This is a genomic window from Candidatus Pelagibacter sp. Uisw_106 (assembly GCF_047724975.1).
GTDB lineage: Bacteria > Pseudomonadota > Alphaproteobacteria > Pelagibacterales > Pelagibacteraceae > Pelagibacter.
In genome coordinates this window covers 625547-637399 of sequence record NZ_CP159819.1, presented here as the reverse complement: position 1 = coordinate 637399, position 11853 = coordinate 625547, and the positions used below count along the sequence as shown (strand labels likewise).

Below are 11853 nucleotides of genomic sequence, written 5' to 3'. Positions count from 1 at the left end.
ATGGCAAAAAAAACACACGTCAAAGTTAGATTAGTACCAGAGGCTAAACCAGATAGTCCATTCTTTTATTATGTTAAAAAACCTGCAGGTGGTGAAAAAGCTAAAGTTAAATTATCTGCTAAGAAATATAATCCTTCTACAAGAAAGCATGAAATGTTTGTGGAAAAAAAATTACCTCCACACAGTAAATAGTATTACTTTTTTCTAAAATTTCTTTTTTCGTAATCAATAAAAGACCAAATCATGTTTTTCCATATTCTATTTGTAATTTTTGGGTCTATGTTAGTTTGAATTGATTTTTTTTTAATTTTTTTAAGAATAAAATTGATCCTTTTTTGATCAATTATTTCTTTCTTATGTATTTTTACTTTTAATACTTCATTAACTAGTGATGATCTCTTCTTGATTAATTTAAGTAAATCATTATCAAGTTTATCAAGCTTTAATCTTATGTGATTTAGTTTTATTTTATTAGTAGGCGACATTTATTCAATTGGTTATTAAGATAATTATTATAAGTATAATTTATGTTTGTAAATAGCGACAACTATATAAAATATTTAAAATTGTGGTTAATAACTTTATTTTCATTAATTGTTCTCATGGTAGCAGTTGGTGGTCTTACTAGATTAACGGACTCAGGTCTATCAATCACAGCTTGGGAGCTCTTTACTGGAATACTTCCTCCTTTGAATATTAATGAATGGAATTTTTATTTTTCAGAGTACAAAAAGATACCTGAATATCAAAATATTAATTACGGCATGTCTTTAGATGAGTTTAAAATAATTTTCTATTGGGAATACGCCCATAGATTATTAGCAAGATTTGTTGGCCTGTTCACATTGGTACCTTTACTTTTCTTTAGTCTATATTTTAAAAATATCCAACATTATTCAAATAAATATTATTGGATATTTTTTCTTGTGTGTTTTCAAGGATTCATAGGTTGGTATATGGTCTCTAGTGGATTAATTGAAAATAACGACGTTAGTCACTTTAGACTTAGCATTCATTTATCTTTAGCTTTATTCATTCTATGTTTAATTTTTTGGTATATTTTAGACATTTATAAAACTAAAAAATTTCACAAAAGAATTCCAAATTTACTTTTATTATTCATACTCAAGTTGATAGTTTTACAGATTGTCTTGGGTGCTTTTTTATCGGGCTTAGATGGAGGTCTAATCTATAATTCGTGGCCTGATATGAACGGTAGCTTTTTCCCAAATGATATTGGTTATAACGATATAATTAATACTCAATTATTTAACAACCCATCAATTGTTCAATTTCTACATAGAGTTACAGCTTATTTACTTTTATTTTTTATTATTATCTTAAATTATCTCTATATAAAAAATAATTATGGAACTAAAAATATTATACTATTTGATATTGCAATATTGCTTCAGATCTTTTTGGGAATTATAACTTTACTATCTGGTGTAGAGATTAAATATGCATCACTACACCAGTTAGGTTCAATTTTTGTATTAACTACTTATCTTGCAATTATATATAAAAACTCTAACCAACAGCTTTAGCTTTATTAATGTCTTCAACATTATCCGTTCTTTTTAGAGCTTGTTCTAAATCTTCAATAATGTCGTCAATATGTTCAAGACCAATACACAGCCTTACATATCCTGGTGTTACACCTGAGGCTAAAAGTTCTTCTTCATTTAATTGACTGTGTGTTGTTGTTGCTGGATGAATTGCTAAACTTCTAGCATCACCAATATTTGCTACATGATAAAACATTTTTAGAGCTTCTATAAATTTTTTACCAGCTTCAATACCGCCCTTTAACTCGATACCAACTAAAGCACCATTTCCGCCATTTAGGTATTTTTTAGCTCTATTTCCAATTTCACCCTTGTATTGATTTGGATAAATAACTCTGGAAACTTCAGTGTGTTTAACTAAATAGTCGACAACTTTTTCAGCATTTGAACAATGTTGTTTCATTCTTAAAGCCACAGTTTCAAGTCCTTGGATTAATCCAAATGCATTATCAGGAGATAATGCTGCACCTAAATCTCTTAATAAGACAACTCTAGCTCTAACTGCAAAAGATACGTTCGCACCAGTTAACTCAGGTACTACTTTACCCCATACCGCACCACCATAACTTGCATCAGGTTCATTAAATAGGGGCTGCCTTTTAGGATCTGCTGTCCAATCAAAATTACCACCATCGATTAAAGCTCCACCTACAACCGTACCATGCCCACCAATATATTTAGTAAGTGAATAAACAACTATAGCAGCACCGTGCTCTAAGGGCTTACATAGAACGGGAGAGGCGGTATTATCCATTATTAGTGGTATGTTATATTTTCTACCTATGTCAGATACTTCTTTAATAGGAAAAACTCTTAAGTACGGATTTGGTAAAGTTTCTCCATAAAATGCTCTAGTTTTATCATCTATGACTTTTTCAAAGTTTTTAGGATCAGCAGGGTCTGCATACCTAACTTCAATACCAAGTTTACTTAAAGTATGCGTGAATAGCGAAATAGTACCTCCGTATAGATCTGTTGAACTCACAATATTATCACCGGCCTTTGCAACGTTTAAAATTGAAAAAGTTGATGCCGTTTGACCAGACGATACCGTTAAACAAGCTAAGCCCCCCTCTAATGCAGCAAGCCTTTTTTCTAGGGCATCATTAGTAGGATTCATTATTCTTGTATAAATGTTTCCAAACTCTTTAAGGGCAAACAAATTAGCAGCATGTTCAGTACTATCAAATTGATAAGAGGTTGTTCTGTATATTGGTACAGCTACTGCTTTTGTTGTTGGGTCACTTCTGTAATCACCACCATGTATGGCTATAGTCTCAGGGTTTTGTCTTTTTGTGCTCATCTTAATACTCCTTTTTTAGTACTTTTGCTTAATGCAAGGCGTACAATACAGCTCAAATGCGCCTACCGATAATGTATGTAAAAAATCCTTTTTAGCATTAACTAGCCTGCAATAGGAACAAATCGGCTTAATCAAACTATCATTTAAGCATGATATTACAAGGGAAATATAAAATTGACATTATATCTAATAATAGTATTAATCCTGGCACAATGACAAAATTTCTAAAACAAAGTGAATTAACTAGCAACTGGTTTGAAATTGACGCAAAAAATGCTGTAGTTGGAAGACTTGCATCTATAATAGCCATGATTGTTAGAGGAAAAAACAAAACTACTTTTACACCTCATATGGATGACGGTGATTTTGTTGTAGTTAAAAATGTTGAGCAAGCAAAATTTACTGGAAAAAAATTCAAAGACAAAAAATATTATAGACATACTGGTCACCCTGGTGGAATTAAAGAAATTACTCCTGAAAAATTATTAGAAAAAAACAAACCTGATGAGACACTAAAATTAGCTATTAAAAGAATGTTACCTGGAGGAGTTCTTGGTAGAAAGCAGTTAACTAAAGTAAAAATTTATGCTGGTGAAGAGCACCCTCATGCAGCACAAAACCCTAAGCTTTTAGACCTGGGTAAATTAAACAGTAAAAATTTAATAAGAAATTAATATGGAAACAGCAGTCGCACCAACTAAAGTATCTACAAAAAAACCTAAAATTAAATTAGATTTTAAAGATAGTAAATACGCAACTGGTAGAAGAAAAAAATCTATTGCAAAAATTTGGGTGAAAAAAGGTACTGGTAAAATTTATGTAAATGGCAGAACTATGGATGAATATTTCACTAGTGGAAGTCATAAAATGCAGATTACAAGACCCTTTGAAATTATAAACCAAGCAACTGATTATGATGTAAGATGTAATGTTGCAGGTGGTGGTCACACAGGTCAAGCTGGTGCAATGGTTCATGGTATTGCTAAAGCACTAATCTTATTCGATTCAGAGAATAGAGCGGTACTTAAGACTGAAAAGCTAAATACCAGAGATTCTAGATCAGTTGAGAGAAAAAAACCTGGTCGTAGAAAAGCTAGAAGAAGCTTCCAATTCTCTAAAAGATAATTCTTTTTTAACTCAAAACTGCTATAATAGAAAAATGCCTAAGCTTAATGTTTTAGTTGCTGGATCTACTGGTTATATCGGTGTTCAATTAATTAAATTATTAGTTAAACACAGCGATATTAAAATTAAATATCTTTGTGGAAATTCCTCTGTTGGAAAAAATATCTCTAGTTATGAAAAGTCATTAAGTTCAAAAAAGTTACCTAAAATTATTAGATACAATAAAGCACTTTTAAAAAACATAGACCTTGTTTTTACAGCCCTACCTAATGGTGAGGCGCAAGATATTTCAAATGATCTTTTAAAACACAATGTATTAATTGATTTAGCGGCAGACTTTAGACTTAATAAAGCATCAGATTATCTAAAATGGTACAAACAAAAACACAGATCAGTAAAAAATATTAAAAAATCTATTTACGCATTACCAGAAATCAATGGTGACAAAGTAAAGAAATTTAATATTATTGGATGTCCAGGTTGCTATCCAACTTCAATACTTTTACCTCTTATTCCTTTAGTTAAGAAAAATTTAATAAAAACAGATAATATTATTATAGATTCAAAATCTGGTTACTCTGGAGCTGGTAGAGGTGTGCATAATAAATATAAAGATAAAAACCTTTACGAGTCCTTAAGTGCTTATGGTGTAGGTTTTCATAGACATAACTCTGAAATTCAACAAGAAATTAATAACCATACTAAAAAGAAATTTTCTTTCACTTTCACACCTCATCTAAGTCCAATGTTTAGAGGGATACTTAGCACTATTTATCTAGACCTTAACAAAGGTGTAAGTATTAAAAAATTACAAAATACTTTAAATAGTCAGTATTCAAAACACAGATTCGTTAAAATTTTAAAAACAAATTCGCTGTTAAGTACAAATGACGTAATTAACACAAATAATTGCTCTATGGTAATTTGTAAAACTAAGTATAAAAATAGAGTTATTATCTTATCTGTTATTGATAACTTAATTAAGGGTGGAGCAGGTCAAGCCATACAAAATATGAATATCAAATATGGTTTTAATGAAACAAAAGGATTAATTTGAAATACTTTTTTTTACCTTTAATATTATTTTTAACTTCGTGTTCTTTAAACAAAGACTCTGTTTATTGGAATGAAGATCCCATAAAAAAATCTGCTGATGATAAAAAACTATCAAAGATATTAGAAAAAACTGGTGATTATAAATCTATGACTTTTGATGAATTTAACCTTTTTCTTAAAGATTATTCAAATAACGCTGAATACCCAGATATTAATCAATAGATGAAAAATATAATTAACATTGCTGTAGTTGGTCTAGGACAAGTTGGTATCTATTTGTTAAATGAACTTAACACTAAAAAAAAAGATATTGAACTTAAGACAGGTAAAAAGATTAATGTAGTAGCTGTTTCAGCAAGAAGCATTTCTAAAAAGAGAAGATTTAAAGTTAATAAGAAAAGATTTTTTAAAAACCCTTTAGAAATTTTTAGTAAAACCAAAGTAGATATTTTATTCGAAGCTATAGGTATGTCGGATGGAATTTCTAAAAAAGTTGTAGAAACTGCCTTAAAAAATAAAATACATGTAATCACTCCTAATAAAGCACTTATCTCTAAACATGGCGATTATTTAGGAAAATTAGCTGAGGATAATAATGTTAATTTAGAATTTGAAGCATCTGTGGCAGGTGGAATTCCAATATTAAGAACCATTAAAGAGGGTCTTGCAACTAACAAAATTTCTAAGGTTTATGGAATTTTGAACGGTACTTCTAACTATATTCTTTCAGAAATGAGAAATTCTAAAGACAGTTTTTCAAATGTTTTAAAAAAAGCACAAAAACTTGGGTATGCTGAACCAGGTAACCCTAAATTAGATCTTAATGGTTTTGATGCTTTTGCTAAAGTAAGAATTTTGTCTGCTCTTGCTTTTAATACTAAGATTTCAAAACACAAATGTTTGATGGAAGGTATTGAAAAGATTGAGTTAAAAGATATTGAAATTGCTAATCAATTAAATTCACGTATTAAATTATTGGGTATTTCTGAGATTATTAATAATCAATTGTTTGAAACTGTTCATCCTTGCCTAGTTAGTAAAAATTCGTACATTGGTAACGTTGGTGGAGTTATGAATGCTGTTATTCTTGAAGGAAAACCTGTTGGTGAAAGTATATTGCAGGGAGAGGGAGCTGGCCCTGGTCCAACTTCATCATCATTATTATCTGATCTACTTTCAATATTGAATGGGAATGTTAAAAAACCTTTTGGTATTCCAGGTAACAAACGTAAATCAATTAAATGTTATAACCTTAATAACTATACAAATTCTCTATATTTGAGATTTGAAGTTAAAGACAAACCTGGTGTTTTATCAACAATTACTAACAGATTAGCTAAGTATAAAATTTCAGTAAAAAGACTAATTCAAACTCCTGATAAAAAAAATGATAAAGCCACTATTGTTATTATTACACATAAAACTAATGAACTTAATTCTAAGAATTGTCTTTCTATTTTCAAAAAAGACAAAAATATTCTTAAATATCCAACACTGATTAGAATTTATAATTAATGGAGTTATATCTAAAACTGTTTGAGGTTTTATTTCCTGTCTTTTTTGTTGTTGGTATTGGATATTATTTAGGTAAAAATAATCCAAAAATTGATACTACTTTCATAACTAATTTTGCTGCTAATATTGGAACTCCAGCAATGATTATATACGCGCTAACTTCAACTGGTATATCTTTTGAAATATTTAAAGATTATTTTTGGTACTTTTTAATTGCAATTACAGCCTTTACTTTTATTGGAATTATCTTTTTATTCTTCTTAAAAACAAAAGACATCATCCGTGAGCTTCCACCATTTATTATGCCAAATACTGGAAATATGGGCTTACCAATATGTTTGTTTGCTTATGGATCTCAAGGATTGGGTGTTGCTGCTGCTATTTCAGCTTTAATAATTCTGTGTCATTTTACGTTAGGAATTTTTCTTGCTGATAGAAAATTTAATATTAATGTTATTCTAAAAAATCCACCATTTTATGCAATTATAATTTCAGTAATTTTCCTATATTTTAAAATAGAACTTCCTGTCTTTGTAGAAAACACAACCTTTCTACTAATGTACGCTACAATTTTTTTAATATTAATGTCTTTAGGAATTGCCTTAACTCGTTTTAAAGTTTTTTCTTTTAAGAAAGCATTAATTTCATCTATTGGAAGAGTTGTCTTAGGTCCTATTGTTGCTTTATTAATCATTAGATATTTTGATCTATCGGGGTTTGCAGCCGGTGTTCTATTAATTCAATGTTCAATGCCTAGTGCTGTTTTAAATTATCTTGTAGCTTCAATTTATTCACCGAAAAAGATTGTAGATAGTGTTGCTAGTACCATTGTTGTCTCTACAGTTATGTCTTTTGCTACTATTCCAGTGGTCGTATTCTTTGCTTTAAAATACTTTAATTAAACTGTATCTATTGGCATATGAAAGCCATCACATTTAACCTTTTAGCCTGGGTAATGCTTCCAATCATGGATGGTTTTGCTAAGTATTTAAGTGCGGATATGCCAGTTTTACAGATCACTTGGGCAAGATACTTTTTTACGGTAGCATTCACGCTTCCGATAATGTTCTTCTTTTATAATAAGCAGCTTGTTTGGACTGATAAGCCTAAGTTACAAATAATAAGAGGGTTAATACTACTTTGTGCTAATATTTGTTTCTTCTACGCAATATCTGTTATCTCTTTAGCTAAAGCTTTAACGCTTGCCTTTGTGGCACCCTTAATTGTTACTGCATTTTCTCCTATATTTTTGGGTGAGAAGGTGGGTGTAAGGAGGTGGACTGCAGTTATTATAGGGTTTATTGGCTCTCTAGTCGTTATAAGGCCAGGTTTTGTAGAGATTAACTTAGCTAGTCTAGCTGCATTAGGAACAGGTATAATGTATGGGTTCTATTTAATAATTACCCGTAAATTGAGTACTTCAGATAATCCTTTATTAACCCTATTATTAACTGGATTAGTTGGATTAGTAGCTGTTTCAGGTTTAATGCCTTTTATTTGGGTTAATCCAAGCCCTTCTCAATGGTCTATGATGGCCTCTATAGGTGTATTTGCCTGCATTGGGCACTTATTTCTTATATTATCCCTTAAATACGCTGATGCTTCTAAATTAGCTCCATTTAGCTACTTTGAAATTATTACAAATATCATTATTGGTTACTATTTCTTTAGTGACTTTCCTGATAATTGGACCTTCTTAGGTTTATTTATTATTATTATGAGTGGAATTTACATCTCTAGGAGAGAAGCAACAATTAAGATTCATTAATATTAGGTAACATATATTTACTATTACTTAATACTATGGATTAATTTATATAAGTAAGTCCATGTAATTATTCATTTTTATTTGATATATAAATATTAGTATAATTTTAAAAATAATTAAAGATATTCAAGATAATAAAATTAAATCAGCTTTAATTTTAATTGAATAAAATAATTTAAAGTTCTTTTATTGATAAATTGAGATAAGTATAAAAAAGTATTGAATATCAACGTTTCTAGAATTTATGGAAATATGAAAAATTTATAATTTTTTTTTGTATAGGGTGGGGGTCAAAAACCCTTTAAAATTGCGCTTTTTAAAGACTGTCAAAAAGTGTTGATATTATTGACTAGTAGAGCAATGCAGTATGAGAATATGTCGTTTAAACGTCCATAGGATACCTTATTTTAACTGACAGGTCATTTGCAGTACAACTGAAGGATGCATTAAGCAATTGTATAATAATTATGGCTAAATTGGTAAAAAGTATTTAATACCAACACTTTTAAACGGTTTAGAAGGTTAAAAACATTATTTTATGAAGACTTTTTCAGATCTCAATAAACGGCGTTTTTGTTGGATTCCTCCTTTTCCAGAGTATCCACCGAGGCTGCCATCTGATCTTATCACTCTATGACAGGGTATTTTAGGTGGATAGGGGTTTTTACCCACTGCATTAGCAACAGCTCTGAATGCCTTAGGTTTTCCAATGGCTTTAGCAACTTCTAAGTACGTCTTAACTTTGCCTTTGGGTATTTTCTTTAGGTAATTCCACACTTTTAGCTGAAACTTAGTTCCCTTTAAGTTCATAAAGTTCAAATCCAGTGTTGTTAGCTATTTTATCGTATAATTTCTTTGCATTTTCATTGGAAGAGTGGGTGATCCAACGAATTCCATTCCAATTATTGGCTTTAGATAATGATTTTAGGTGACCAATGAGTTTTTGAGCTATTTTTTGACCTCTAAATTCTGGCTGTACGAACAAATCGTCTATAAAACCAATATATTGGCCCTTAATTGGTCTTGGCATTGTTCTATAATGGGCAATACCAACGATTTTACCCTCTAGTTCGAAGCAAAGTCCTTTAACATCGTGGCCTTCATCATGAATCCATTCCCAAATAGTGTCTAAAACCCCTGTATTCATTGGTACTTTGTAGAAATCAGCATAACCATTATATAATTTAGCCCAATTTTCTTTGTCTTTGTGTTCTAATTTTCTAATCATTTGGTTTAATTTCGTTATTTAAATTATTGATATTAATCATTTATTTTAAATCTGAGATAAAAATCTAATTCTAATTTCTGGTTTATAGCTTAAAACCAAAACTTTATAGACACCTTGATATTGTTTAACTTCAGCTGGATGCTTGTTTAAATCCTTAGCCATAGCCATAACTATTGGTATTTCTGTGTTTATACGATCTTTAAAAAAATCTTGAAATTTTTGGTATTTTCCTAGCTTTTTATCTCCATCTAAACCTTTTGAAAGCCATGTTGTTTCTAAAATATGAGTTTTTCTATCATATTCATTTTCCCACATGACTGGCATTTTTTCTTTTATTTGTCCTGGTGCTTCAGCAAACCAAGAACCTCTGTATTCAAATCTTATAAGATTAATATTTACATAAGAGCTCATTATTTAATATTTATATGTATTGACATCTAAAATCATCTAATATATATTTCCGATAATTAATGGTTATCGGAAATATATGAATGATTTAATAACAGATATAAAAAGTCTTGAATTAGAAACAATTAAGAATTTAAGAAATTCTAAATCAGCAAATACACTTCGAGCTTATCAGTCTGATTATAATGACTTTTCATTATTTTGTTCAAAAAATGGATTTCAGGCAATGCCAACACAGCCAAAGATATTAGCTCTATATATAACTCATTTATCGTCATACTCTAAATACAGTACTTTAAAAAGGCGATTAGCTTCAATCAGTATATTACATAAAACTAAAGGTCATTATATTGATACAAAGCATCCTATAATAATGGAAAATTTAATGGGCATTAAAAGAACTAATGGAAGCAATCAAAAAGGTAAAAAACCACTATTAATCAATGATTTAAAAGTATTAATTAATGCAATACATCAATCTAATGAAAAAGATAATAGAAAAATTAGAGACAAAGCTTTAGTTTTAATTGGATTTTCAGGTGGTTTTAGAAGATCTGAGTTAGTTGATATAGAATATGAAGATCTAGAATTTGTATCAGAGGGAGTTAAGATCTTCGTAAAAAGGTCAAAAACTGATCAATCTGGTGAGGGTATGACTAAGGCCATCCCCTACTTTGATAGTGAAAAATTTTGTCCTGTAAATGCATTAAAAAATTGGATTGAAATATTTGATTTAAAAAAAGGTAAAATTTTTGATATTTCAGATAAAAGCGTAGCATTAATAATTAAAAAGTATGCAAATTATGCTGGTTTAGACAGTCATAGATACGCTGGACATAGCCTAAGATCAGGTTTTGCAACTTCTACAGCAGAGTCTGGAGCTGAAGAAAGAAATATAATGGCTATGACAGGTCATAAATCAACAGAAATGGTAAGAAGGTACATTAAAGAAGCAAATTTATTTAAGAATAACGCCTTAAATAAAATAAAATTATAACTATTTAAAAAAATCTTTAATAATTAAAGTTAAAAGTTTAAACTTGCATTTTAACAATTCCAGCCAATATTTAAAATTCTTATCAGGATTACTTAAAGGCCCATTATATTTAAATGAAATAATACGATTATCAATAAATTTTCCTCCTCTTAAGTAATGCTGAATAAAAAAAGTAGGAGTTATTTTCCATTTTTTTAGAAATGTATTTGACCCTTTGTTTGCTAGAAAATTATCTTTTTTTCTTAAAGTTATAGATCCAAAATGATAAACTTTAGTTTCAGATAAACCTTTAAATATTCTAACACCATTTTTCCAGAGTTTCATGTTTAAATCTGGATCAGAACCCATCCCAGGATTAAATTCATCGCTAAATCCACCAATTTCATTCCAAGTATCTTTGTGAATCAAATGTGGAGCCCAATGACTACCCTGATAATCAAAATAATTAATCTTATCCAAATTAGAAATAAGTTTATTCTCATCAAAATTATTATAATCACTTCCAGCATTAAATTGAATATGTCCAGACTCTTGCTCAATCATTGTGCCCGATAAATAAAACTTTTTAGTATTTAACTTCTTAACTTCTTCATAAAGAAAAAAATCCCAATTTGGACAGAGATACATATCATCGTGACAATATAAAATATATTCAGTAGAAGCATTTTTAGCTGCAATGTTAACAGCACTACACAATCCTAAGTTCATATCTGAATAAGTATGATTTATATTATTTGTTTTTAAATAATCTAAAGTACCGTCAGTACCTTCATTTACATGCACTATTATATCGTGATGAAATTTTGAATTTTGAACGATACTTTTTAAAGTTATTTGTAGATACTTAAGATTATTAAACGTTGGAATAATTATTGAGAACATAAA

Annotated in this window: 16 protein-coding genes and 1 riboswitch; of the genes, 10 read left to right on the top strand and 6 right to left on the bottom strand. The window is 29.5% G+C overall.

Annotated elements, in window-relative coordinates:
* Positions 1-192 carry a 50S ribosomal protein L33 gene (locus ABXT45_RS03445; RefSeq protein ID WP_006996892.1) on the top strand — a complete coding sequence of 64 codons (192 nt, stop codon included), beginning with the start codon at positions 1-3 and terminating at the stop codon, positions 190-192.
* A 2-nt stretch (positions 193-194) separates the two neighbouring features.
* Here ABXT45_RS03445 and ABXT45_RS03440 read toward each other — a convergent pair whose 3' ends face one another.
* On the bottom strand, positions 195-485 hold the full coding sequence (locus ABXT45_RS03440; RefSeq protein ID WP_415314376.1) for a chorismate mutase: 291 nt from the start codon (positions 483-485) through the stop codon (positions 195-197).
* A gap of 42 nt (positions 486-527) precedes the next feature.
* Here ABXT45_RS03440 and ABXT45_RS03435 point away from each other — a divergent pair, with 42 nt between their 5' ends.
* Positions 528-1547 (top strand): COX15/CtaA family protein, encoded by a 1020-nt coding sequence (locus ABXT45_RS03435; protein WP_415314375.1) that lies wholly within the window; start codon positions 528-530, stop codon positions 1545-1547.
* Here the strand turns inward: ABXT45_RS03435 and ABXT45_RS03430 are convergent.
* Entirely contained in the window at positions 1531-2871 is a 1341-nt protein-coding gene (locus ABXT45_RS03430) for an O-acetylhomoserine aminocarboxypropyltransferase/cysteine synthase family protein (RefSeq protein WP_415314374.1), read from the bottom strand. The two genes, ABXT45_RS03435 and ABXT45_RS03430, sit on opposite strands and share 17 nt — an antisense overlap.
* 4 nt (positions 2872-2875) lie before the next feature.
* Positions 2876-2944: riboswitch (SAM riboswitch) on the bottom strand.
* A 139-nt stretch (positions 2945-3083) separates the two neighbouring features.
* On the opposite strand from ABXT45_RS03430, the gene rplM reads away from it, so the two are divergent.
* The 7 genes from rplM to ABXT45_RS03395 are packed head-to-tail and all read left to right on the top strand — an operon-like array spanning position 3084 to position 8335.
* The gene (rplM, locus tag ABXT45_RS03425; RefSeq protein ID WP_415314373.1) at positions 3084-3545 is read left to right on the top strand and encodes a 50S ribosomal protein L13; all 462 of its coding nucleotides are present in this window, start codon (positions 3084-3086) and stop codon (positions 3543-3545) included.
* Position 3546: 1 nt separating this feature from the next.
* The gene (gene rpsI / locus ABXT45_RS03420; protein WP_415314372.1) at positions 3547-3996 is read left to right on the top strand and encodes a 30S ribosomal protein S9; all 450 of its coding nucleotides are present in this window, start codon (positions 3547-3549) and stop codon (positions 3994-3996) included.
* A gap of 34 nt (positions 3997-4030) precedes the next feature.
* On the top strand, positions 4031-5053 hold the full coding sequence (argC, locus tag ABXT45_RS03415) for an N-acetyl-gamma-glutamyl-phosphate reductase (protein ID WP_415314371.1): 1023 nt from the start codon (positions 4031-4033) through the stop codon (positions 5051-5053).
* On the top strand, positions 5050-5274 hold the full coding sequence (locus ABXT45_RS03410; protein ID WP_415314370.1) for a hypothetical protein: 225 nt from the start codon (positions 5050-5052) through the stop codon (positions 5272-5274). The genes argC and ABXT45_RS03410 overlap by 4 nt, the downstream gene beginning before the upstream one ends.
* A complete protein-coding gene (locus tag ABXT45_RS03405) occupies positions 5275-6567 on the top strand; it encodes a homoserine dehydrogenase (RefSeq protein ID WP_415314369.1) in 1293 nt (430 codons plus the stop codon). It abuts the gene before it with no gap.
* Positions 6567-7469, top strand: coding sequence for an AEC family transporter (locus ABXT45_RS03400; RefSeq protein ID WP_415314368.1), 903 nt, complete (start codon positions 6567-6569; stop codon positions 7467-7469). Before ABXT45_RS03405 ends, ABXT45_RS03400 begins: the two co-directional genes overlap by 1 nt.
* 17 nt (positions 7470-7486) lie before the next feature.
* Positions 7487-8335 carry a DMT family transporter gene (locus ABXT45_RS03395; protein ID WP_415314367.1) on the top strand — a complete coding sequence of 283 codons (849 nt, stop codon included), beginning with the start codon at positions 7487-7489 and terminating at the stop codon, positions 8333-8335.
* A 531-nt stretch (positions 8336-8866) separates the two neighbouring features.
* Here ABXT45_RS03395 and ABXT45_RS03390 read toward each other — a convergent pair.
* From ABXT45_RS03390 to ABXT45_RS03380, 3 genes are read right to left on the bottom strand one after another with little or no spacing between them, the layout of a single operon-like run.
* On the bottom strand, positions 8867-9145 hold the full coding sequence (locus tag ABXT45_RS03390; protein ID WP_006996903.1) for a methylated-DNA--[protein]-cysteine S-methyltransferase: 279 nt from the start codon (positions 9143-9145) through the stop codon (positions 8867-8869).
* Positions 9126-9563, bottom strand: a complete 438-nt coding sequence (locus ABXT45_RS03385) for a GNAT family N-acetyltransferase (protein ID WP_415314366.1) — start codon at positions 9561-9563, stop codon at positions 9126-9128. Before ABXT45_RS03385 ends, ABXT45_RS03390 begins: the two co-directional genes overlap by 20 nt.
* A gap of 45 nt (positions 9564-9608) precedes the next feature.
* Complete coding sequence (locus ABXT45_RS03380; protein WP_415314365.1) at positions 9609-9974, bottom strand: hypothetical protein; 366 nt, start codon at positions 9972-9974, stop codon at positions 9609-9611.
* Between the two features lie 76 nt (positions 9975-10050).
* Here ABXT45_RS03380 and ABXT45_RS03375 point away from each other — a divergent pair, with 76 nt between their 5' ends.
* Positions 10051-10968: a site-specific integrase gene (locus ABXT45_RS03375; RefSeq protein ID WP_415314364.1), complete on the top strand. Its 918-nt coding sequence runs from the start codon at positions 10051-10053 to the stop codon at positions 10966-10968.
* Here ABXT45_RS03375 and ABXT45_RS03370 read toward each other — a convergent pair whose 3' ends face one another.
* Positions 10969-11850, bottom strand: coding sequence for a glycosyltransferase family 2 protein (locus ABXT45_RS03370; protein WP_415314363.1), 882 nt, complete (start codon positions 11848-11850; stop codon positions 10969-10971).
* Between the last annotated feature and the right edge of the window lie 3 nt (positions 11851-11853).